Here is a 23,526-nt window from a genome sequence, read left to right on the forward strand (position 1 = left end):
GGAGTAAAGTAAATGGGATTTAATTTAAAAGGCAGGAGTTTATTATCTTTAAAAGATTATACGCCGCAGGAGATAAGGTATCTTCTGGACATTTCAAAGCAGGTTAAGGCGGAAAGAAAGGCAGGAATAGTTCATCAAAGGTTTTTAGGAAAGACAATCGCATTGATATTTGAAAAGCGCTCAACAAGGACGAGGTGTGCATTTGAGACAGCATTTGGCGAAGAAGGAGGACACCCGGTTTTCTTGTCGACAGATGATATTCAGCTTGGGGCGAAAGAATCCATAGAAGACACTGCGAGAGTTCTTGGCAGGATGTTTGATGCCATCGAATTCAGAGGATACAGTCAAAGCACTGTAGAAGCACTTGTAAAGTATTCAGGCGTGCCTGTATACAATGGACTTACAGACGAATACCATCCTACACAGGTTTTGGCTGATTTAATGACGATAGAAGAGGAGTTTGGACACTTAAAAGGCACAAAATTGGTGTTTGTCGGCGATGGAAGAAACAATATGGCAAATACGCTGGCTATCGGCTGTGCAAAAATGGGCATGGATTACGTGATTAATTCACCAAGAGAGCTTTGGCCTCAAGAGGACTACATAAATGAGATTAGAGAAATGGCTGCTGAAAATGGCGGGACATTTACTCTGACAGATGTGCCTGGAGAAGGCTTAGAAGGGGCACATGCAATTTACACAGACGTATGGGCGTCCATGGGAGAAGAGGCAAAACAAAAAGAGAGAGAAATGCTGTTAAGGCCCTTCCAAGTGAATGATGAGCTTATGAAAAAGACAAATAGACCTGACACGATATTTTTGCACTGCCTACCTGCTGTAAAGGGACAGGAAGTAACATACGAAGTGATCGAAGGAAAACAGTCGAGGGTGTGGGACGAGGCTGAGAACAGAAAGCATACCATTAAGGCTGTCATGATAGCGACGATTCTCTAAAAAAGTCAAGGCAAATTGCCTTGACTTTTTCACATACTATTCAAATCGCGAATAAAATGATATAATGTAGAATGTCATTATTTGCATAAGTAGGAGGATACAATGAAAGGGAAAGTAGTAATTGCGCTTGGGGGAAATGCACTGCAAGACAAGGATATGGTGCCTACAGCCGAATCACAATTGAATACAGTTAGAAAGACGGCTGTGTACATTGCAGACATTATAAAAGAAGGGTATTCTGTCATTGTGACACATGGAAATGGGCCACAGGTAGGAAACATCGTGATACAGAATGAGACGGCTTCTAACATAATACCAGCCATGCCTTTTGATGTTTGTGGCGCGGAAAGTCAGGGAATGATAGGATATATGATTCAGCAATGTTTAGGTGAGGTTTTTAAAGAGAAAAACATACAAAAGGATGTTGCCACTATTGTCACACAAGTTGTGGTAGACAAAGATGATGAAGCATTCTTACATCCTACAAAACCAATAGGGCCCTTTTACTCTAAAGAAGAAGCAGAGCTATTGGAAAAGGAAAAAGGGTATCAGATGGTAGAGGACAGCGGAAGAGGATACAGGAGAGTCGTAGCATCGCCAGAGCCTAAAGAGATAGTGGAATTAAACACAATAAAGCTTTTGGAGAGAAACGGTGTTGTGGTCATAACGGCAGGTGGAGGAGGAATACCTGTAGTAAGGGAAAATGGCAGCTTAAAGGGTGTGGCGGCTGTGATAGATAAAGATTTGGCATCTGAAAAATTGGCAGAAGATTTGGATGCGGATATTTTGTTGATATTGACTGCTGTAGAAAAAGTGTACATCAACTACAAAAAGCCTGATGAAAAGCCTCTTGATGTGATTTCAAGCCATGATATAGAGAAGTATTTAAGCGAAGGCCATTTTGCAGAAGGCTCAATGATGCCGAAAGTCAAGGCTGCAATAAGGTTTGCCAGATCGAGAAAGGGAAGGCGGGCTATAATTACGTCTTTAGAAAGGGCTCATGATGCTTTATCAGGAAATACAGGCACTGTTGTAGTTGACGATTAAAAAATACTTGACAAATTGATACATTTGTGACATTATAGTATTTAGAATTGAATAAACCAATGGAGAATGTCTTCAGGGCAGGGTGAAATTCCCGACCGGCGGTAAGCGTAAGCGAGCCCGCGACCCGCAGATGCGGTGGACTTGGTGAGATTCCAAGGCCGACAGTAAAGTCTGGATGGAAGAAGATTTATTTTTGTTTGCTTTCATCCTGAAGATGTTTCTTCGGGATTTTTAAATTTGGAGGTGTCATTTATGGAACACAGCAAGACAAAAGTGATTGTGACTGTAGGGTTGCTTTCCGCAATAGCATTTGTGCTTATGTACTTAGAGTTTCAATTGCCATTATTTCCAAGCTTCTTAAAATTTGATTTTAGCGATATACCGCCTCTTTTAGCGGCATTTGCATTAGGGCCTGTATACGGCATCTTTGTGGAGATAGTAAAAAACGTGATACATCTTCCAGTTAGCCAATCTGCAGGTATAGGAGAAGTGGCAAATTTCGTGGTAGGATCTATTTACGTATTTACTGTTGGCGTAATCTACATGAGGAATAAATCTAAAAAATCGGCGCTATTTGCCATGATTTTAGGGACTATTGTCATGGCTATCGCAGGATCAGTATTGAACTACTATGTATTTTTGCCATTATACCAGAAGATAATGGGTTGGCCGTTAAGCGCCATCGTTGGAATGGGAAAGGCGGTAAATAGCCATATAGTTGATTTAAAGACATTGATAGCGTACGGTATTTTCCCATTTAATATACTGAAGGGTTTTGTAATATCGCTTATAACATTCTTAATTTACAAGAAGTTATCACCAATGTTGAAGATATAGCCGATTAAAATAACGGACAGCGTTCCGTTATTTTTTTGCGCTTTTTTATTGGACCATTAGGCGTTTGTTTTGTGGTATACTTGGTATATAATATTTGTATAAATTTCACGGTGGTGTTTTCAATGAAAATTAATTTTAAGACAAAAAGCTTCAGTGAAACGGAAAAGATAGGGATTAAGTTAGGCAGTTTACTAAAAAGAGGAAGTATCGTGCTTATATCTGGAGATTTAGGTGTAGGTAAGACAGTTTTTACAAAAGGCATTGCCAAAGGTATGGGCATCTACGACTATATCACAAGCCCTACATTTATGATTGTAAATGAACATATAGGTGAAATTCCACTTTATCATTTTGACGTGTACAGGATTGATGATTACAGGGAATTGTACGATATAGGCTATGAGGAGTATTTTTACGGCGACGGTGTTTGTGTCATCGAGTGGCCTGAAAAGATAATGCCTCTCATCCCGGAGGAAAATATATTTGTACATATTTCCATGGGTGATTCTTTCGATGAGAGGATAATAGATATAGAATCACATGGTGTAAAATACGATGAAGTGATTAAGGAGATGAAGTGATGAAAGTACTTGCAATAGACTCATCGTCAAAGACGGCTACTGTCGCTTTAGTTGATGAAAGTGGCTTAATAGGTGAATTTTCTATAAATCATTTGAGACATTCTGTTATATTGATGCCGATGATGGATGAACTTCTAAAAATGGCGGAGGTAAAAAAAGAGGAAATAACGCATATAGCCGTATGTGAAGGGCCAGGGTCTTTTACAGGTTTAAGGATAGGCGCTGCTACTGCGAAAGGGTTGGCTCAATCTCTTGATGTGCCAATTGTTGGCGTTTCTTCATTAGATGCCCTTGCATATAATGTAGGAGAATTTAAAGGCATCATCTGCTCTATGATTGATGCTTTAAGAGGAAACGTATATACGGCTTTTTATAGAGGCGGATATGAGATAAATAGGCTTAAAGATGTGTCGTTAGAAGAAGTAAGTGAAGTAATAAGTACAGCGAAAGGATACAGTGAAGAAGTCTTATTCGTTGGAGATGGCACCATTGCTTATAAAGACACATTAAAAATTGCATTGCCAGATGCCATTTTTGCATCGCCTATTAACAACATATCAAGAGCGTCATCTGTTGGAATGATAGCACTTAAAAAAATATCAAAGGGCGAGTTATGCACATATCTTGACTTTAAACCGTATTATATTAGAAAGCCTGCACCGCTGGAAAATTTAAAATGATGTTTTGGAGGGTTTTATGGATATAAAGATTCGCCCTATGGTAAAAAGCGATATAGACAAGGTCATGGAAATTGAGTATTTAAGCTTTTCTGTGCCTTGGTCTTTTGAATCGTTTGTGATGGAAGTTACGAAAAATAGATGTGCACACTATATTGTGGCCGAAGTAGACGGTAAGGTGGCTGGATACGGTGGCTTTTGGGTGGTTGTTGATGAAGGACACATAACTAATATTGCCGTTCATCCGGATTTTCGCGGGCAAGGTGTAGGCTCTGCCATCGTTGAAGGCCTTATTGAACTTGCTAAGACAAAAGGCATAACGTCTATGACGCTGGAAGTTAGAGAATCTAACCTTGTGGCACAATCGCTTTATAAAAAATACGGATTTAAACCTGTTGGCAAAAGAAAAGGGTACTATCAGGATAACAATGAAGATGCAGTCATAATGTGGAAATACGATATGTAAGGAGAGATTGTATGAGGGAAAACACGATTGTATTAGGGATCGAGACATCATGCGACGAGACGTCGGCCAGTGTCGTAAAAGACGGGAAAATCGTGATGTCTAATGTCATATATTCGCAGATTAATATACACAAGGAATTTGGCGGTGTTGTCCCTGAGATAGCATCAAGAAACCACATTGAAGCCATAGGAAATGTGGTGGAAGAATCACTGATTAAAGCAGGTGTGACGCTTGATGACATCGATGTTGTTGCTGCTACATACGGCCCGGGCCTTGTAGGCGCGCTGTTAGTAGGTCTTTCGTACGGTAAGGCTTTGGCTTATGGGAAAGGCATACCATTTGTAGGAGTAAACCATATCGAGGGGCATATATCCGCAAATTACCTTGACAGCGATTTTGAACCCCCGTTTATTTGTCTTATAGCATCAGGAGGACATAGCCACATCGTCTTTGTAAAAGACTATGGACGGTATGAGGTTTTAGGGAGGACGATGGATGATGCTGCAGGTGAAGCATTTGACAAAGTAGCAAGAGCATTGGGACTTGGATACCCTGGTGGTCCTAAAATAGATGAGATCTCAAAAAGCGGCGATCCATACCGGTATAGCTTTCCAAAGTCCTTTATGGAAAAGGACAATTTTGATTTCAGCTTTAGCGGATTGAAGACAGCAGTCATAAATCAACTGCACAAAGAAAGGCAAAATGGCATTGAGGTAAATGTGGCAGACTATGCTGCAAGCTTTCAGATGAATGTGGTGGATGTGTTTTCATCAAAGCTTATTGAGGCTGCTAAGTTTAAAAATATAAAAAAAATATCCATAGCAGGCGGTGTGGCTTCTAACAGCCTTCTTCGAGAAAGATTAAAAAGGTTGGCTGACGAAGAAGGGTTTGTGATTCATTTTCCAAAGCAAGTATACTGTACCGACAATGGTGCCATGATAGCAAGCGCTGGATACTTTGACTTTATTCGCGGAAAAGTTTCAGGATTAGACTTAAATGCTGTTCCGTATTTAAAACTTTTTTGATTGTTGGCGAAAAATCTGTGCATATTGTGGAAAATTGTCTTTAAATCTATCATGATGCTGTTATATGTCTGTGGATAACTTTGTGGATACTGTGACTAACTTTAATAGTTTGGATATTATGTAATCAAATGGAAAATAGAAAGGGGCTTTTTATATGAAAAACATGCTTTTTCTTTCTAAGGTAGGCAAAAATTATATTGAGGAGATACAAAGCATTGCACCGAATTTTAATGTTATAAGCAAAGACGATGTAGAAGACATATCTAAGCATGTTGATGAGGTGGAAGTGCTTGTTTGCTTTGATGGAGATGTTCAAAAGGAATTGATAGAAAAAGCTAAAAGCTTAAGGTGGATTCATCTTTTAAGCGCTGGTGCTGATGCTATGCCGTTTGATATGCTTAAGCAAAGGAATATAATCTTGACTAATTCAAAAGGTGTTCACAAGTATCAGATATCTGAGCAAGTTTTAGGATACATGCTTTTGTTTGAGAGAGGATTAAATTACTTCATAAGAAAACAAATCAATAGAGAATGGGATAAGTCTGTAAGGGTTTCTGAATTGTACGGAAAGATAGTTTGTATACTTGGCGTTGGAAGCATTGGGGAAGAAATAGCCAGGATTGCACGGGAATTTGGGATGAAAACCGTTGGAGTAAGAAAATCAGGCAAGATAAGTCCTTTTATAGATGAGATGTACACTGACGAAAATATGTTATCTGCAGTTTCAAATGCTGATTACGTAATATGTGCGCTGCCTTTGACTGATGATACATACCATCTTTTGGATGCTGAGTTTTTTAAGAGCATGAAAAGCGATAGTGTATTCATAAACATCGGCAGAGGAAGCGTTGTCGATGAAGCTTCCCTCATTGATGCGTTGAGGCAAAAATCCATAAGAGGTGCTGCATTAGACGTATTTGAAAATGAGCCACTTTCGAAAGACAGTCCTTTGTGGGATATGGAAAATGTGATAATTACGCCACATACTGCCGGTATATCGCCTCGGTACATGGAAAGGGCAATGCAGATATTGAAGCACAACATTAAGGCTTATATGGGGGATGGTGATTACATAAACGTCATCGATTTGAAGAAACAGTATTAAAGCGGGTGAATTTACCCGCTTAAACTTTCCCATTCTTCATATAGTTTTTCCAATTTTTCTTTTAGTTCATTGTACTTTGACTGTGTATTTACGATTTCTCCCGTTTTGTATATATCAGGATTGCACATCTTTTCTTCCAGATCTTTTATGGCGTCTTCAGTTTCTATTATCTCGTTTTCTATCCGCGACATGTATTCCCTTTGCTTTTTGGCTTCTTTCTGCTTTAGCCTTTCTCGCATTTTTTCATTTTTAAGCTGTGTCTTTGTCTTTTTTTCTTCTTCGTCTTCTTCTTTATTATTTTCATTTTTCTTTTCTACGTAGTACGAATAATTTCCATAGTATTCTCTTATAGAATCACAAGACATTTCCAATACTTTTGTGGCTATTTTGTCTATAAAATACCTGTCGTGTGACACGAATAAAAGAGTGCCACCAAAATCCAACAATGATTTCTCCAGTACTTCTTTTGACTTTAGGTCGAGATGGTTTGTAGGCTCGTCTAAAAGCAGAAAGTTAGCCTTCGATAGGATAAGCTTTAAGAGGGAAACTCTTGCCTTTTCACCGCCGCTCAACTTGCCTATTTGCTTAAAGACATCATCACCGCTGAATAAAAAAGAGCCCAGCATTGTCCTTACTTCCGTCTGAGTCAGATAAGGATTTTCGTCCCATATTTCATCGATTATGGTTTTTTCGTCGTTTAGATTTGAAAACTCTTGCTGATAATAGCCTATTGCCACATTTGTGCCTAAGCTTATGCTTCCTTCGTAATTTACAATCTCGCCTACGATGGTTTTAAGGAGAGAAGTTTTCCCTACGCCGTTAGGCCCTAAAATAGCTATTCTATCTCCCTTGTAGACTTCAAAGCTTATATTGTGAAATACAGGTTTATCGAAGGATAACGAGAGGTCAGATACTTTTAAGACGTCATTTCCGCTTTTTTCTATGAAATCAAACGAAAGCTTAATTGTTTCATTGTTCATAGAAGGCTTATCTATTTTCTCCATCTTGTCCAGAAGTTTTTGCTTGCTTTCAGCCATTTTCACTGATTTTTCACGACGGCGGTTTTTCTGTATCATTATCATTTCCTGTATTCTTTTGATTTCCTTTTGCTGTTCTTCGTAAGCTTTCATCATTATGCTTATTTCTTCATTCTTTTTCTTTACGTACTGTGTGTAATTTCCGTCGTAAGATTTCAATGTCTTATTTTCTATCTCAAATATTCGTGTTGCGATTCTGTCGAGAAAAAATCTGTCATGTGATATGAGCATGACAGTCCCTCTAAAAAATCTCAAATACTGTTCAAGCCACTCTATTGAAGGTATATCAAGATGATTTGTAGGCTCATCTAAAAGAAGAAGGTTGGGATTTTTTAAAAGCGCCTTTGCCAGCATTAACCTTGTCTTTTGACCACCGCTTAAAGTAGAAACAGGTTTATCAAATTCTTCTTGGCTAAAACCTAATCCTATAAGCACGCCTCGTACTTTGCTGTCAACTGAATACCCCTCTTTTTTGTTGTATTCATCTGTCAACTTTGAATATTCATCGAGAAGCTTATTCAGCCGCGGTTCATCTTTTGTATCAGCTATCAATTTTTCTAACTTCTTTATCTCATTTTCGAGATTTTCAATGTCTTGAAATACCGTTTTGACTTCATCGTAAATAGATTTATCGCTTATTATATAAGCGTTTTGCTCAAGATATCCTACGCTTATTGGTGGCATCGATATATTTCCGCTGTCAGGCTGAAGATCTTTTACTATAAGTTTAAATAAAGTTGATTTTCCAGCGCCATTATCTCCTACAACACCTATTTTATCTCCTTCATTTACAATGAAAGATATATTTTCTAATATGCTATTTATTCCGTATGATAAATTTACGTTATTTGCCGATATTATAGCCATTTAATACTCCTCCTGTTATAATATAATATATCAAAGATTATGTCCTATTTAAAGTACAATTGATATTTAATTTTTATGGTTTTGTTGCCGATATTATATATGTCAAAATTAACGAGGTGAATGTGTATGGATTTTTCGACGTTACTGGGGATTTTGTTAGGGTTTGGCTCTCTCATCTTAGCATTTGTCATGGAAGGTGGAAGCGTTGCGTCTTTAATAGGTGTATCAGCGGCACTTATAGTTTTAGGTGGAACGATAGGTGCTACTATGACTTCTTTTTCGATGAAAGATATGTTGAAACTTCCAAAACTGATTGGGAAAGCATTTAAGGAAGAAGGCAACAAATACGGTGACATAATCAAGTATTTTGTGTATCTCGCTCAAAAAGCCAGAAGCGAAGGACTTCTAAGCCTTGAGCAGGAATTGCAGTCAGATGAAATCAAAAACTACGACCCTATTTTGAAAGACTGCATTGAGCTTGTCATAGATGGTGCGGATATTGAGCTTATAAGGACTACTATGGAAAATAGGATATACATAGAGGATAAAGAGCTAAAAAGAGAAGCCAGCATCTTTGAAGCTGCTGGAGGATACTCTCCAACAATGGGCATCATAGGTACGGTTATGGGGCTTGTCCACGTCTTGGGAAATCTAAGCGAACCGGACAAGTTGGGGCCTTCTATAGCTGTTGCTTTTATAGCTACACTTTACGGTGTAAGCATGGCCAACCTTGTATGGCTGCCTATAGGCAATAAACTTAAGAACAAAGCGCAGATCAAAAAGACAGAAAAGGAGATAATCTTAGAAGGCAGTCTTTCACTGCAGGCTGGTGAGAACCCTAAGATCGTGGAGAAGAAATTGCTGACATTTGTGGTGGAAAGAGAGTCAGTCGCTAAAGCAAAAGAACAAAGTGTGAAAGGTGAAATCGCTGATGATAAGGCATGAAGATGATGAAGGGAAAAAAGAAAACAGTGAAAGATGGTTGCTTACTTATTCTGACATGATAACGCTGCTTATGATATTCTTTATCGTGCTTTATACCATAAGTACGGTTAATTCGCAGAAATTTCAGCAGATTGCTGCGTCGCTTGGTAAAACTTTTGATGGTACAAATTATGTCATAGGGCAGCAAAGCGGAAACAGCATACTCGACAGCATCAAGACTGCAGGTACAAATGGCACTAACGACAATTCGATTGCATCACAGCTTGACAAGCTTATAAAGCAGTACAACCTTCAAAACATGGTGACTTACAAAGTTGACGAAAGAGGGTTCGTCATAAGCCTAAATGATACATTGCTATTTGATACTGGTTCAGCAGATGTCAAGCCTGAGCAGAAAGAGACATTGATAAAAATAGGAAATATATTAAAATCGATGCCTAATTACATTCGTGTCGAGGGGTATACAGATAATGTGCCAATAAACAATAATCAATTTCATTCAAACTGGGAGCTTTCTGTCATAAGAGCCACAAATGTGGTTGAAATTTTGGTGAATGATGTAAAGATGGATCCGGCAAAAATTTCGGCTGTAGGGTATGGTGAGTATCGTCCAATAGTGCCAAACGACAGCGATAAAAATAGGCAGCTTAACAGGAGAGTTGACATAGTGATAATGAACAGCGACTACAACAAGTGGGAACCTGCTCAGTAAAAAATAGATATTTCCAGGTTGACATATTATTTACAATGTAATATAATTTTTTTATTAGGATTTTGTCTGGGGTGATTTTATGACTAAAAAAACGATAGTGCCGATGCCTGTGATAAGGAGATTGCCTAGATACCATAGATATTTAGAAGAATTGTTGAAGAACGATGTAAAAAGGATTTCATCCAGAGAATTAAGCGAAAGGATGGGCGTGACTGCTTCGCAAATAAGGCAGGATCTCAATAATTACGGTGGATTTGGACAGCAAGGATATGGTTACAACGTAGAAGAGCTTTACAATACTTTGACAAAGATTTTAGGTTTAGATAAGACATACAGCACTATTATCATTGGTGCAGGTAATCTTGGACAGGCTATAGCCAATTACACAAATTTTGAGCGAACTGGATTCAGCTTAAAAGGGATTTTTGATATTAATCCAAGGCTGTTTGGGCTTAAAATAAGAGATATAGAGATAATGGATGTAGAGACATTAGAGGATTTTTTGTCTAAAAACAAGATAGATATTGCTATACTTTGCATACCAAAGGATAATTCGCAGATTATGGCCGACAGATTGGTGAAAGCAGGCATAAAAGCCATATGGAACTTTTCTCCTATAGATTTAAAGGTTCCTGATGACGTAATACTGGAAAATGTTCATTTAAGCGATAGCTTATTGACCTTGTCGTATCGCATAAATGAAGAAAATCTGCTTAAAGCTAAAGTCGAAGAAAAATAAATGGTATAATCCATTTATTTTTTTGTATTGCTTTGGAGGCAAAGATGAAAAGATTTATAAAGTTCATCGGAGATTTTTTTAAGGAAGATAGAAACGTCGTCCCTTTTGTCAACTTTCTGAAATACGTCGGGCCAGGGATATTGGTTACGGTAGGATTTATAGATCCGGGAAATTGGGCCACGAATGTCTCTGCAGGATCAATATATGGCTATAAGCTGCTGTGGGTTATAACGTTGTCAACAATAATGCTCATTATATTGCAGCACAATGCAGCGCACCTTGGAATCGTCACAGGCTACTGTCTGTCTGAAGCTACATCCATATATATAGGCAATAGGCTTTCGAAGCTTATACTGCTGTCGGCTGTTGCTGCATCTGTATCTACATCTACAGCAGAACTATTAGGTACGGCTATAGCTTTAAAGATGCTTTTCAATATACCTGTAAAAATCGGGGCGGTTTTAGCACTATTAGTCATATCTTTAGTGCTTTATACAAATTCTTACAAGCGATTGGAAAAAATCATAATCGGTTTTGTGTCACTTATAGGGCTTTCATTTTTGTTTGAGATATACATGGTTAAGATCGATTGGAAGACGGCTGCTGTAAGCTGGGTAAATCCATCAATACCTCACAATGCAATGGTTGTAATCATGAGCGTTTTAGGTGCTGTCGTAATGCCACATAATTTGTTCCTTCATTCGGAGATAATACAAAGCCGCCAATGGAATCTTAAAGATGAATCAGTTGTTAAAAAGCAGCTTAAATTCGAATTTCTTGATACATTGTTTTCGATGCTTATAGGTTGGGCCATAAATAGTGCAATGGTTCTTCTTTCGGCTGCTGCATTCTACACTAAAGGCGTTGCTGTGGATATGCTGGAACAGGCAGGAGAGCTTTTGAAGCCTATCGTTGGAGGAAAGGCATCTTTGGTCTTTGCGATAGCCTTGTTGTTCTCAGGCTTTTCATCAACGGTAACATCTGGAATTGCAGGTGGTTCCATATACGCTGGGATTTTTAAAGAACCTTACAATATAAAAGACAAACATACGATTACAGGAATATTTATCTCACTTTTTGCAGCGCTTGTTGTCGTATTTTTATTTAAAGACTCATTTAAGGTTTTGATATTTTCTCAGATGATACTAAGCATACAATTGCCGATTACGGTGTTTACTCAAATTTATCTGACATCATCGAAGAAGGTCATGGGTGATTATGCAAATAGCAAAGCAAGTAAAGCTGTTTTAATTATTTTAGCGGTGATAATAACTGCACTGAACGTAAAACTTTTAATCGACACATTGATTTGATGGCATTCTGCATTTTCGTTCTCTATTTTGACATTTTCGTTCCAGATCGACCTTAGTTTCAAAAATTGTTGTATAATTAATGTAGAACATATTAGCAGTGTAATTGAATAGGCATTTTTAATTTTTGCATAGGGAATGAGGACATCTTATTCTCTTTTTTCTATTGATTATCATTTTTTGAAGGAATTCTCTCTTTTATATCGAATATTTATATTGTTGGAAAATCATAAAGGGATGTGATGTTATGTTAAAAGCTATAATCGCTGAAGATGAAGATTCGCTTAGAAAAGAGATAAGCAAAAAAGTCATGGAGATAAGCGATGTTCAAGTTGAATACATCACAAACGAAGGAAGAGATTTATTAAATGCTATACTAAGGGTGAAACCTGATTTGGCTATATTAGATATAAAACTTCCACAAATGACAGGAATAGAGGTCGTTAAAAACATTCGGGACGTACTACCCAATACGGAGGTCATATTCATAACGTCTTACGATGAATATATAAAAGATGCCGTAAAGCTATATGCCGCTGATTATATAGTAAAGCCTATAAATTACAGCAGATTGATTAATACTATTGAAAGGGTAAAGAGAAAATTTAGCGATTCATCTCTTGTTATAGAAGTAAGATGCGGTGAAGACGTAAGGCTAATCAATACAAATGATATATACTTTATTGAGGCCAACAGGAAGAAAACTTTTTTCTGCACTGCGTTTGAAGATTTTATGTCAAACACTTCTCTTAGCGATGTCTACAAACTCCTCAATAAAAAGGTATTTTTTAAGACCAGCAGATCTTATATAGTAAATCTCTATAAAGTTTATTCTATTAAATCTGTAAGTAGAACATCACTTGAAATAAGTTTTAGAGATAAAAGTAAAAAGGCATATTTATCAAAGAAATTATACAGTGAATTTAGAGATAGATTGAAAGACATATTAAGCCAGCCGGATGATATGAAAGCAAATTAGGTTGCTTGGTGATGACATGGTAAGGAAAAGTTTGAATAAGATAATTGCACTGTTTTTTGTGTATATGATTTTTGTCATAATTACGGTAAGCAACAGCATTTACTATAAGCAAGGATATTTCATGCCGGCTGACTTTAAATTGTTTTTATTCTTTACAATTTTTATCATAAATATTTTGGTTTTTACCATAATAAGGATGATATATACTAATGGGAAAAACGAGTACCAAAATATCATTAATGATTTTAAGCTTAGGTTTGTAGAGGAACAAAATAATTTATATAGAAAAAATAAACATGAATTGAAGAACAACATACTGATCTTATACGAATTGATAAGACAAATGAAGTACAAAGACGCTGAAGAATTTTTAAAGACTTACATTGACGACATAAGCAGCAGCCTTATAAAAGTTGACACTGGAAATGACATATTAGATCTTCTGTTGTATTCTAAAATAAGCAAGGCGATGAAAAAGGATATATCCGTTCGATTTATTTGTACGGTTGATTTAAAGATTAGGCAGAAAGCGGTTAATGATGTATGCTCTATTTTGGGAAATTTGATAGATAATGCTACAGAAGAATGTGAAAGACTAAAAAGGGATAGAAAGATAGAGATAATTTTAAATTCAGATCCAGTTGACTACATCTTTGTTGTCAAAAATACCTGCGATGTCAGCGACTATGTTAAACAAAACATCTTGTGTGATGGATTTACAACGAAAGGCGCCGGAAGAGGCAATGGGCTATCTATCGTAAAAGATATTGTTAAAAGCTATGATGGGGATGTAAACATAAATATCGATGATGAATATTTTTCTGTGACTGTCTTAATACCGTCTCATGAGATAAACGAATGATAATCTTTTCGTTCCTTAAAATGACATTTTGATTCCTAAGTCCACATTTTTATCGATAAAAGTTGTACAATTTATATGTGATGGCACAACAAAATATTTTGATTCACTTTCATTGAGGCCATTATAACTCATGTGAAGGTGAGGTGAAAAGATGGATATGCAGTTGACTTTCATAGCTGTAAGCATAGTCATCTTAGTGTTTATAATAACATTTTCTAAAAGCAATATCGACATGGAATTTGCCATTAAATTTTTACAGACATTAGTAAAACTAAGCATAAAAAAGAAGAATTAAATTTTTATTGCAAAATCTGATTGTTGCCGTATAATATAACCTATAGTCATCATTTTTAATCATGGAGGGTATCAATTGAAGGTATATTCTTTTGTTGGAGCCAGTGGAAGCGGCAAAAGTCATCATGCGTCGTTTGTTGCAGGGAAATACGGTATAAAGTACATCATAGATGACGGCCTTTTGATATGTGAAAACAGGATCGTATCGGGATTTTCGGCTAAAAGAGAAAAGACAAAATTGTCAGCTATAAGAAGAGCTATTTTTACAGACGATGCTCACGTCAGAGAGGTTAAAAAATCGATCGAGGAGATAAATCCGGACAAGATATTGATAATAGGAACGTCGGATAAGATGGTGGATAAAATCGCTGAAAGGCTTAATCTACCGCCTGTTACTGAGCGAATATATATAGAAGATATATTATCTCATGATGAGATAGAGCTTGCAAGAAAGAAAAGATATGAGGAAGGGATGCATGTAATACCTGTACCGACGTTTGAAGTCAAAAAGCATTTTTCAGGGTATTTTATAGATCCATTGAGGATATTTAGACGAAAGGAGATAGATTTTGAGAAGACGGTAGTGAGGCCATACTACAGCTATCTTGGCAAATACACAATCTCTGAAAATGTAATAAATTCTATTGTATTGAATGAGGCGAAGAAATTTGAAGGCATCTATAAAATAAATAAAGTCGTAACAGAGAACTACACAGAAGGAATAATAATAAAAATAGAGATTGTAATGGTGCACGGTACGCCTATAAACAGCGTTTTAAGAGGAGCGATAAAGAAGATAAAAAGTGTCGTAGAATACATGACATCTTTAAATGTGTTGGACATAAAGATTTACGTTAAATCACTTTATATAAAGGGAAATGACAAGATACTTAAAACCCGAGAAATACTTGATAAAGGCAAATAAGCCTTTTTTTTATCTTTAAAAAATTATATAATAATTGTAGAGGTCAGTAAATATTATGTAGTAAGGCAGTAAAAAACCTATATGTGGGTGATGAGGAGAATGAGATATTTAGTTGAGCAGTCCGGTTCTAAGGTTATAGTGCATGGAATCAAGGATTTTAACCTTAAAGAGACATTAGAATGTGGACAATGTTTCAGATGGAATGAAGAAGATGATGGAAGTTATACGGGGGTCGCATTTGACAGGGTAATAAATGTAAAATTAGATGGAGATATATTGACGATTGATAATACCACTTTGGCAGATTTTAATGATATATGGTATGATTACTTTGACTTGGGAAGAGACTACGGCAAGATAAAAGAGACGCTTTCGCAGGACGAGATTTTAAAAGCAGCCATAAAGTATGGCGAAGGCATAAGGATTTTGCGGCAAGACACGTGGGAGACGCTTATATCATTTATCATATCTCAGAACAATCGGATTCCACAGATAAAAAAGGTCATAGAGAATTTAAGCAGGTTATTGGGCCATCCTATTGTATATAGGGATAAGACTTATTACACATTTCCGAAAGTTCAGGATTTCATAATGGCAGATCTGGAATTGCTAAGTAAAAGCAAATGTGGATTCAGATCGAAGTATATAATCGATGCAGCGCTAAAAGTATTTAATGACGAAGTAAATCTTTTTGAGTTGCAGCTTTACGATACTTACGATGTACGTAATATACTCATGAGCATAAGAGGCGTTGGGCCAAAAGTTGCAGACTGTGTCATGCTTTATTCCATCGGAAGATATGAGGCATTTCCGACAGACGTGTGGATAAAGCGTGTGGTAGAATTTTTATACTTAAAAAGAAAGACGAATAATTCTGACGTGCAGAGTTTTGCAAAAGAGAAGTTTGGCGATTTGTCCGGATTTGCACAGCAATATCTTTTTAACTATGCAAAAGATCATGTATCAAAAGACGTGTTTAAAGAGAGGAAAAATTAGATGATTGGGACTTTTGTAAATGCAGCATCAATTGTCGTGGGTAGTTTTGTTGGCACTTTATTTAAAATTGGAATTCCGGATAGAATAAAGTCAACGGTTATGCAAGCCATATCTTTAAGCGTTTTGATAATAGGATTTGACAGTGCATTGAAATACAAAAATTTGTTGCTGGTGATAATAAGTTTGGCTATAGGCGGCATTTTAGGTGAACTGCTGGACATAGAGAAAAAGCTTAACCAATTTGGCGACTTTTTAGAGAGAAAATTATCGAGAAATGGTGAAAATAAGATAAGCGAAGGCTTTGTAACAGCAAGCCTCATATACTGCGTTGGAGCGATGGCGATTGTAGGTGCATTAAAGGATGGTTTGCAAGGAGATCACAGTATTTTATTTGCCAAATCTATGTTAGATGGCATATCTTCTATAATATTTGCATCTACCTTAGGGATTGGTGTTATGATATCATCCGTAAGCGTCCTTTTATATCAAGGTTCTATAACTTTGTGCGCATCGCTTCTTAAAGATTTATTGAATGCTAACGTGATAGCGGACATGTCTGCCATTGGCGGCGTCTTGATAATAGGCATATCATTAAATATGCTGAATTTGACAAAGATAAAGATTGGGAATCTGCTTCCGTCAATATTTATACCTATCGTATACGAAATAATGCTGAAAGTATTTTAAATCATAAAGGAGGTGCACTTTAAAGGGGCTGTGAATATGAAAGAAATAAGGAGCATAGATGTTGCAAGAGTAGCCATAAGAATGGCTATGTCAAGGAGAGAAGACGAAGCCGTATTAAAGGAGAAGTATGGGAAAGAGGGCATCAAGGTAGCGGCTGTGGATTATGGCGGCGAATACATTAATTCAATTTCAAAGATAATAGAAAGGGCAGTTGTGGCGGCAAAAAGAGAAGGTGTTGTGGAGGACAATCATGTGGGAGAAGGCGCTGTTGCAGGTGCAACACATGAAGCGATAATGCAGCTAAAAGATAAAGCAATGGGGCTTAATATAGGTGGCAAGATTGGAATAGCATTTTACGGCGAACACCTTTGTGTCTGTGCATTTTTCGCCGTTGGAATGCTAAACTTAAACGAAGTCGCCATTGGACTTGGGCATAGATCTCTTAAATATTGATGTGATATGCTTCCCTTAAAATAGATAGTAGACAGGAAATATGTCGAAGCTTTGAATTTTAAAGGAAAGCTTTGTCTGGCATAGATAATAAATTGCCATTAAAAAAGGGTTCATTGCGAACCCTTTTTTTAGCCTCCTAAATACGACTTTTTAACCCTTTCATCGTCTTTTAAGACGGATGCAGCACCTTCAAGGGAGATATTGCCTGTTTCAAGTACGTATGCTCTATCTGCAATGGACAAAGCCATTTTTGCGTTTTGCTCTACCAGAAGGATGGTGGTTCCGTCTTCATTGATGCCTTTTATGGTCTTAAATATGTCTTGTACTACAATTGGCGCAAGCCCCATTGATGGTTCGTCTAGCAAAAGCACTTTTGGCTTTGACATCAATGCGCGCCCTATTGCCAGCATCTGCTGCTCACCACCGCTTAAAGTGCCTGCAATCTGCTTATGCCTTTCTTTTAGACGGGGAAAAAGGTGAAATACTTTTTCCATGTCGTTTTTTACCGTTTTGTCTTTTCTAAGATATGCCCCCATCTCAAGGTTTTCCATTACAGTCATGTTGGCAAATATTCTTCTTCCCTCTGGCACTTGGCAGATACCCATATCGACTATATTTTGAGCAGGTTTTTTTGTTATGTCTACATCGTCGAATTTGATGTAGCCTTTTTTTGGCTTCAATATGCCCGATATTGTCATTAATGTAGTGCTTTTGCCTGCACCATTTGCGCCTATTATCGTAACGATCTCTCCGTCATTTACTTTTAAGTCTATGCCTTTTAGGGCGTTTACCATTCCGTATGATACGTTTAGATCTTTTATCTCTAACATGATTTAAGCACCTCCTTCTATTGATAAAATTTCGCTTTCATCAATGTCTTCTTCTCCAAGGTATGCTGCTATTACTTCTGGGTTTTTCTTTATTTCATCTGGTGTGCCATGGGCGATTATTTTCCCGTAGTTCATGACGTATATGTCTTCGCAAAGATCCATCACCAACGACATGTCGTGCTCTATCAAGAGAATCGTTATGTCAAATTTGTCTCTTATGAATCGTATTGTATCTGAAAGCTCTTTCGTCTCTTGTGGATTCATTCCTGCTGCAGGTTCGTCTAAAAGTAAAAGCTTTGGCTTTGTCGCTAGTGCCCTCGCTATTTCCAGCCTTCTCTGCTCGCCGTATGGCAGATTTTTGGCAAGGTTTAAGGCGTGTTTATCGAGATTGAAGATTTTGAGTAAGTTTATTGCTTCATCATCTTGCGCTTTTTCGCCGTCTAAGTATTTCTTGTACTGCAGAAATGAGCTTAAAAGTCCGTATTGTACGTGAATGTGCTCAGCTATCTTGACGTTGTCAAGTACGGTTAGATTTTTAAATAACCGAATGTTTTGAAATGTCCTTGCTATGCCAAGCTTCGTGTTGCTGTACGGCTTTTGAGATATGGCTTTTCCGTCAAACGTCACTTTCCCTGATGTAGGTTTGTATATACCGGTTATTATGTTGAATACTGTTGATTTTCCTGCACCATTTGGGCCTATAAGCCCCGTAAGGGAGCCTTTTTCCAGCTCTATATTGACGTCTATCAAGGCTTTTATGCCGCCAAAGTCTATAGATACGTCTTTAATTGACAGTAAACTCACTGCTTTTCTCCCCTTTCTTGAATAGTTTTTTGAGGGAAAATTCTTTTGTACCCATCAATCCTTCTGGTCTAAATAGCATTACGATGATTAAGAGGATGGCGTATATGACCATTCTTAGTGCAGCGTAATCTTGCAAGAGTGCGTATACAAAAGTCAGGAAAATTGCTGATAGTATTGATCCTGTTATGCTGCCAAGTCCGCCTAATACAACCATCGTCAATATATCGAATGACTTCATGAAGTTGAATGTCTCCGGCTGTATGATGTAGAAGTTGTGGGCGTAAAGGGCACCGCCTATTCCTGCGAAGAATGCACCTATTGTGAACGCCAATGTCTTGTAGTACGTCGTGTTTATGCCCATCGATTCTGCTGCCGTCTCATCTTCTCTGATTGCGACACAACATCTGCCGTAGCTGGAGTTTATGAAGTTTTTTATTAGGACGACAGTTATGACTGCTATCCAGAATACCCATGTCCAGTTTGTGTACTTCGGTATTCCAGATAAGCCGCTGGCTCCGCCTACGTATTCGGTGTTTAAAAATATTACCCTTATTATTTCTCCGAATCCAAGAGTTGTTATGGCGAGGTAGTCGCCTTTTAATCTTAGAGATGGTATCCCTATCAAGATTCCTGCTATGCCTGCTGATATGCCTCCAACTAACAATGCCAATGGAAATGGAAGCCCTAATTTGTACGTTATGATGGCTGATGTGTATGCACCGATTGACATGAATCCTGCGTGTCCTAAGGAGAACTGTCCAGTAAATCCATTTATAAGGTTAAGGCTTACAGCAAGTATTACGTTTATACCCATGAGAACGTCGTTTAATATGTTTGTAGACAGCAAGATTTGTATTATGGCGTAAAAGACTAACAGCCCTAAGAATATAAGTAATCTGTTTTTCAATATCTGCTTCAACTTTACCACCTACACTTTCTCTCTTACATTTTTGCCAAAGAGCCCTGTTGGCTTAATTAGCAATATGATTATGAGTATTGCGAATGAAACGCCATCTCTGTATAGTGAGCTGCCATAGCCTGAAACAAGCGCTTCTATGACGCCCATCAAAAGCCCTCCTACCATAGCACCTGGTATTATGCCTATTCCGCCTAATACTGCTGCTATGAATGCTTTTAAGCCTGGCATTATACCCATTAGGGGATCTATGGAGTTGTAGTATATGCCAACTAATACGCCTGCAACAGCGGCAAGGGCAGAGCCTATGGCAAATGTAAATGAAACGGTCCTATCTACATTTACGCCCATAAGCCTTGCAGCGTCAGGGTCTGTAGAGACGGCCCTCATGGCTTTTCCGATCTTTGTCTTATAGATTATTATCTGAAGTCCTACCATCATGATTATGGATACGACAAATATGACGATCTGCTGATTTGATATGGTGATTATTCCATTGAAAAATGAGTACATGTGCTGCTGAAAAATCTGCGGATACGTCCTGACTTGTGGGGATAGAATGATTATGCCTCCGTTTTCCAGCAAAAGAGAGACGCCGATGGCTGTAATCAATATTGATATTTTTGATTTATCTCTTAAGGGCCTGTATGCTACACGCTCTATTGTAACGCCAAGCAAAAGGCTTACTAACATTGCCAATAGGAGAGATGGTATAAATCCAAGGTGAAAGTATGTGGATGCGAAAAATCCTGTAAAAGCACCTACCATGTATATATCGCCATGAGCAAAATTTATAAGTTTCATTATGCCGTAAACCATGGTATATCCAAGGGCGATAAGTGCGTATATGCTGCCTAATGATAAACCATTTATAAGCTGTTCAATAAATGTCTTCATCAACATCACCTCAAGTTTAAATATATTAAAATATATGCGGCCACAAGGTGACCGCATTGCCGTGTTTTTCTATAGTTATCTTACGATTTTTATTCAGCACTTACTTTTTTCTTAAGTGTCTGTTTACCGTCCTTCAATTCTATGATTACTGTCTGCTTTATAGGATTGTGTTGCGCATCTATGGAAATATTGCCTGTAACACCTTTGAAGTTTTTAAGATTTGCCAAGGCTTCCGTTATCTTTGCTGGGTCAGTTGAATTTGCATCTTTTATTGCCTGTACCAACATGCCTGCTGAGTCGTATGCCAAAGCGGCAAAAGCATCAGGTTCTGTACCGTAAGCATCTTTGTACTTCTTTATGAAGTCTTGAACAGTTGGATCAGGATCTGTCGATATAAAGTGGTTGCTGTAATAAACGTTGTTTAATGCAGATGCTCCTGCTATCTTTAATAGATCAGGTGAATCCCAACCGTCGCCACCAAGTAAAGGCGTATTTATGCCCATTTCTCTTGCTTGCTTTGCTATCTTTGCTGTGTCTTGATAGTATCCTGGTATGAATATGACGTCAGCGTTTAATCCTTTTATCTTAGTAAGCGTCGATTTGAAATCTTGATCCCCTGCTACATAGGCTTCTTGATCTATGACTTTTCCTCCAAGTTTTTCAAATTGATCTTTGAAGCTTTGAGCAAGGCCTTTGCTGTAATCGCTTTTGTCGTCAATGTATATTACAGCAGTTTTTGCGCTTAGATCTTTTGCGGCAAATTCGCCCATTACTTTACCTTGATATGGGTCTGTGTAACATGCCCTGAATATTTCACTTTTTACTTTATTTGTGTTTGGATCGACAGTAACATCAAAAGACGTGCCAGATGGAGTTATAAGAGGTATGTTTTTGCTTAATGCTATCGAAGAAGCCGCTTTCGTATTGCCTGTTGTGGCAGGTCCTAATATTGCCACTACGTTGTCTTCAACGATAAGCTTTGTGGCCTGATTTATTGATTCATCTGTTGCAGATTTATTGTCAGCTTTAATGAGGTTAATCTGCTTGCCAAGAACGCCGCCGTTCTTATTGACATCATCTATATACAGCTTTACCGCATTGTACTCAGAAGTTCCGTATGAGGCTACTTGTCCTGTCAATTCAAAAAGGGCTCCTACGTTTATTTTATCACTGCTTGTAGCGCTGGTATTTTTGCTGCAGCCAGAAAACAAAAGTGAAGCTGCCATTACGATGCCCAAAAGCATTGATGCTCTTTTTAACGATTTTCTCATAGATAATCCTCCCATTTTTTAAATTTAATAAAATTAAAATTTTTCTCTACCGGTAGGAAAATTAAAGAAAACAGACGATAAATTTACTATAATTATACTTTATTAATCGTATTTACATCAAGATTAATTATTTTAACTCATATTCAAATTTTCTAATAAATATTACAAAAAACTTTTATTGACTAATAAATGTTTTTATCTTACTATTTTATTAATTAATGAAAAATTTATCAAAAGTGTCATTTGAAATTTAGCATGGTAGCACGGTAGGATTTTTGTTGTTGCCATGCAAGGGGAGGAGTCTTTATGAAAAGGTATCTTTTTGCTTTGGCAGCTTTTTTTATAATATCTTTTGCTGTTTCTGGATGCCAGAGCAAGGCAACATCTACTGGTAGTACGGGAAAGATGATAACAATTGGCATCACCCAGATAGTTGAACATCCAGCACTTGACAGTGCCAGGGAAGGATTTATAAAAGCTTTGAAAGACAATGGGTACGAAGAAGGAAAGAATGTCACCTATATCAAGGAAAATGCTCAAGGTGATATGTCGACGGCTGAGACAATAGCCAAAAAGTTCGTTGATAAAAATGTCGATTTAATTTTTTCCATAGCGACGCCTACTACACAGGCAGTTAAAAAAGCTACTTCTACTATTCCAATCGTGTTTACCGCTGTTACAGATCCTGTCGCTGCTGGACTTGTAAAATCGTTGGATAACCCTGGCGGCAATGTGACAGGTACTTCTGATATGGAGCCGATAAACGATCAGTTAAAATTGATAAAGGACTTAGTTCCAGATGCTAAAAGAATAGGTATAATATACAATGCAGGTGAGGTTAACTCTACTGTTCAGGTGAAGATTGCGAAAGATGACGCAGCGAAATTAGGCTTTAGCGTAAAAGAAGCTACTGTATCAAATAGCAGCGAAGTCAGCCAAGCGGCACAATCTTTAGTAGGGAAAGTAGATGCTATATGGCTTCCGACAGACAACACTGTTGCTTCTTCTGTTGCAGCTATAATAAAGGTCACTAATTCAGCGAAGATACCTGTAATAGCAGCAGAAAAAGGGATGGTTGAAGGCGGCTCATTGGCTACGCTTGGCATAAGCTACAGCGATTTAGGCTATCAAGCAGGTTTGATGGCTATTAAGATTTTAAAGGGTGAAAAGCCTGCAAATATAAAAGTGGAAACTACCAAGAATCTGCAGCTTATACTAAACCAAAAAGAAGCAGATGCAATTGGGTTTAAAATACCGGATTCTATCATGAAGAAAGCACAAGAGGTCATCAAATAATATAGATATAATTG

At 37.6% G+C, this 23,526-nt stretch carries 26 protein-coding genes and 1 riboswitch; of the genes, 20 read left to right on the top strand and 6 right to left on the bottom strand.

What is annotated here, in order from left to right:
• Positions 1-12: 12 nt before the first annotated feature.
• The 8 genes from argF to GSH73_RS03090 all read left to right on the top strand — a co-directional run bounded on the left by argF (position 13) and on the right by GSH73_RS03090 (position 6,692).
• Positions 13-954: an ornithine carbamoyltransferase gene (gene argF / locus GSH73_RS03055; protein ID WP_014759447.1), complete on the top strand. Its 942-nt coding sequence runs from the start codon at positions 13-15 to the stop codon at positions 952-954.
• A 102-nt stretch (positions 955-1,056) separates the two neighbouring features.
• Positions 1,057-2,001, top strand: a complete 945-nt coding sequence (gene arcC, locus GSH73_RS03060) for a carbamate kinase (protein WP_014759446.1) — start codon at positions 1,057-1,059, stop codon at positions 1,999-2,001.
• Positions 2,002-2,065: 64 nt separating this feature from the next.
• Positions 2,066-2,192, top strand: a riboswitch (FMN riboswitch).
• A 61-nt stretch (positions 2,193-2,253) separates the two neighbouring features.
• A complete protein-coding gene (locus GSH73_RS03065; protein WP_014759445.1) occupies positions 2,254-2,838 on the top strand; it encodes an ECF transporter S component in 585 nt (194 codons plus the stop codon).
• A gap of 122 nt (positions 2,839-2,960) precedes the next feature.
• Positions 2,961-3,419 carry a tRNA (adenosine(37)-N6)-threonylcarbamoyltransferase complex ATPase subunit type 1 TsaE gene (gene tsaE / locus GSH73_RS03070; RefSeq protein ID WP_014759444.1) on the top strand — a complete coding sequence of 153 codons (459 nt, stop codon included), beginning with the start codon at positions 2,961-2,963 and terminating at the stop codon, positions 3,417-3,419.
• The gene (tsaB, locus tag GSH73_RS03075) at positions 3,419-4,099 is read left to right on the top strand and encodes a tRNA (adenosine(37)-N6)-threonylcarbamoyltransferase complex dimerization subunit type 1 TsaB (protein WP_014759443.1); all 681 of its coding nucleotides are present in this window, start codon (positions 3,419-3,421) and stop codon (positions 4,097-4,099) included. The genes tsaE and tsaB overlap by 1 nt, the downstream gene beginning before the upstream one ends.
• Before the next feature lie 16 nt (positions 4,100-4,115).
• Positions 4,116-4,562 carry a ribosomal protein S18-alanine N-acetyltransferase gene (rimI, locus tag GSH73_RS03080; protein ID WP_014759442.1) on the top strand — a complete coding sequence of 149 codons (447 nt, stop codon included), beginning with the start codon at positions 4,116-4,118 and terminating at the stop codon, positions 4,560-4,562.
• 11 nt (positions 4,563-4,573) lie between these two features.
• A complete protein-coding gene (gene tsaD, locus GSH73_RS03085) occupies positions 4,574-5,587 on the top strand; it encodes a tRNA (adenosine(37)-N6)-threonylcarbamoyltransferase complex transferase subunit TsaD (protein ID WP_014759441.1) in 1,014 nt (337 codons plus the stop codon).
• Between the two features lie 154 nt (positions 5,588-5,741).
• Positions 5,742-6,692 carry a D-2-hydroxyacid dehydrogenase gene (locus GSH73_RS03090; RefSeq protein WP_014759440.1) on the top strand — a complete coding sequence of 317 codons (951 nt, stop codon included), beginning with the start codon at positions 5,742-5,744 and terminating at the stop codon, positions 6,690-6,692.
• An 11-nt stretch (positions 6,693-6,703) separates the two neighbouring features.
• Here the strand turns inward: GSH73_RS03090 and abc-f are convergent, their stop codons facing one another.
• Positions 6,704-8,596, bottom strand: coding sequence for a ribosomal protection-like ABC-F family protein (gene abc-f, locus GSH73_RS03095; RefSeq protein ID WP_014759439.1), 1,893 nt, complete (start codon positions 8,594-8,596; stop codon positions 6,704-6,706).
• Between the two features lie 126 nt (positions 8,597-8,722).
• Between abc-f and GSH73_RS03100 the strand changes: the two genes are divergently transcribed.
• From GSH73_RS03100 to GSH73_RS03150, 11 genes are all read left to right on the top strand, one after another.
• Positions 8,723-9,541, top strand: coding sequence for a flagellar motor protein (locus GSH73_RS03100; RefSeq protein ID WP_013787470.1), 819 nt, complete (start codon positions 8,723-8,725; stop codon positions 9,539-9,541).
• The gene (locus GSH73_RS03105; protein WP_014759438.1) at positions 9,528-10,253 is read left to right on the top strand and encodes an OmpA/MotB family protein; all 726 of its coding nucleotides are present in this window, start codon (positions 9,528-9,530) and stop codon (positions 10,251-10,253) included. The genes GSH73_RS03100 and GSH73_RS03105 overlap by 14 nt, the downstream gene beginning before the upstream one ends.
• Positions 10,254-10,332: 79 nt before the next feature.
• Positions 10,333-10,992, top strand: coding sequence for a redox-sensing transcriptional repressor Rex (locus GSH73_RS03110; protein ID WP_014759437.1), 660 nt, complete (start codon positions 10,333-10,335; stop codon positions 10,990-10,992).
• A gap of 44 nt (positions 10,993-11,036) precedes the next feature.
• Complete coding sequence (locus tag GSH73_RS03115; protein ID WP_014759436.1) at positions 11,037-12,305, top strand: Nramp family divalent metal transporter; 1,269 nt, start codon at positions 11,037-11,039, stop codon at positions 12,303-12,305.
• Positions 12,306-12,549: 244 nt separating this feature from the next.
• A complete protein-coding gene (locus GSH73_RS03120; RefSeq protein ID WP_014759435.1) occupies positions 12,550-13,281 on the top strand; it encodes a LytR/AlgR family response regulator transcription factor in 732 nt (243 codons plus the stop codon).
• A 31-nt stretch (positions 13,282-13,312) separates the two neighbouring features.
• Positions 13,313-14,143: a sensor histidine kinase gene (locus GSH73_RS03125; RefSeq protein ID WP_014759434.1), complete on the top strand. Its 831-nt coding sequence runs from the start codon at positions 13,313-13,315 to the stop codon at positions 14,141-14,143.
• A 151-nt stretch (positions 14,144-14,294) separates the two neighbouring features.
• Complete coding sequence (locus tag GSH73_RS03130) at positions 14,295-14,438, top strand: hypothetical protein (RefSeq protein ID WP_014759433.1); 144 nt, start codon at positions 14,295-14,297, stop codon at positions 14,436-14,438.
• Between the two features lie 75 nt (positions 14,439-14,513).
• Positions 14,514-15,362, top strand: coding sequence for an Asp23/Gls24 family envelope stress response protein (locus tag GSH73_RS03135; RefSeq protein ID WP_014759432.1), 849 nt, complete (start codon positions 14,514-14,516; stop codon positions 15,360-15,362).
• A 99-nt stretch (positions 15,363-15,461) separates the two neighbouring features.
• A complete protein-coding gene (locus GSH73_RS03140) occupies positions 15,462-16,358 on the top strand; it encodes a DNA-3-methyladenine glycosylase family protein (protein WP_038069821.1) in 897 nt (298 codons plus the stop codon).
• Positions 16,359-17,045 carry a DUF554 domain-containing protein gene (locus tag GSH73_RS03145; RefSeq protein ID WP_014759430.1) on the top strand — a complete coding sequence of 229 codons (687 nt, stop codon included), beginning with the start codon at positions 16,359-16,361 and terminating at the stop codon, positions 17,043-17,045. It abuts the gene before it with no gap.
• Positions 17,046-17,081: 36 nt separating this feature from the next.
• A complete protein-coding gene (locus tag GSH73_RS03150; RefSeq protein ID WP_014759429.1) occupies positions 17,082-17,498 on the top strand; it encodes a HutP family protein in 417 nt (138 codons plus the stop codon).
• Positions 17,499-17,626: 128 nt separating this feature from the next.
• On the opposite strand, the gene GSH73_RS03155 is transcribed toward GSH73_RS03150, so the two are convergent.
• The 5 genes from GSH73_RS03155 to GSH73_RS03175 form a co-directional block, all read right to left on the bottom strand.
• Positions 17,627-18,328 (bottom strand): ABC transporter ATP-binding protein, encoded by a 702-nt coding sequence (locus GSH73_RS03155; protein ID WP_014759428.1) that lies wholly within the window; start codon positions 18,326-18,328, stop codon positions 17,627-17,629.
• Between the two features lie 3 nt (positions 18,329-18,331).
• Positions 18,332-19,132 (bottom strand): ABC transporter ATP-binding protein, encoded by an 801-nt coding sequence (locus GSH73_RS03160; protein WP_014759427.1) that lies wholly within the window; start codon positions 19,130-19,132, stop codon positions 18,332-18,334.
• Positions 19,113-20,051 (bottom strand): branched-chain amino acid ABC transporter permease, encoded by a 939-nt coding sequence (locus GSH73_RS03165; RefSeq protein WP_160175255.1) that lies wholly within the window; start codon positions 20,049-20,051, stop codon positions 19,113-19,115. Before GSH73_RS03165 ends, GSH73_RS03160 begins: the two co-directional genes overlap by 20 nt.
• A gap of 9 nt (positions 20,052-20,060) precedes the next feature.
• Complete coding sequence (locus tag GSH73_RS03170; RefSeq protein ID WP_014759425.1) at positions 20,061-20,945, bottom strand: branched-chain amino acid ABC transporter permease; 885 nt, start codon at positions 20,943-20,945, stop codon at positions 20,061-20,063.
• An 89-nt stretch (positions 20,946-21,034) separates the two neighbouring features.
• Positions 21,035-22,216, bottom strand: a complete 1,182-nt coding sequence (locus GSH73_RS03175; RefSeq protein WP_014759424.1) for an ABC transporter substrate-binding protein — start codon at positions 22,214-22,216, stop codon at positions 21,035-21,037.
• A 306-nt stretch (positions 22,217-22,522) separates the two neighbouring features.
• On the opposite strand from GSH73_RS03175, the gene GSH73_RS03180 reads away from it, so the two are divergent.
• Complete coding sequence (locus GSH73_RS03180) at positions 22,523-23,512, top strand: ABC transporter substrate-binding protein (RefSeq protein ID WP_014759423.1); 990 nt, start codon at positions 22,523-22,525, stop codon at positions 23,510-23,512.
• The last annotated feature ends 14 nt before the right edge of the window (positions 23,513-23,526 follow it).

Source organism: Thermoanaerobacterium aotearoense, from assembly GCF_009905255.1.
GTDB lineage: Bacteria > Bacillota > Thermoanaerobacteria > Thermoanaerobacterales > Thermoanaerobacteraceae > Thermoanaerobacterium > Thermoanaerobacterium aotearoense.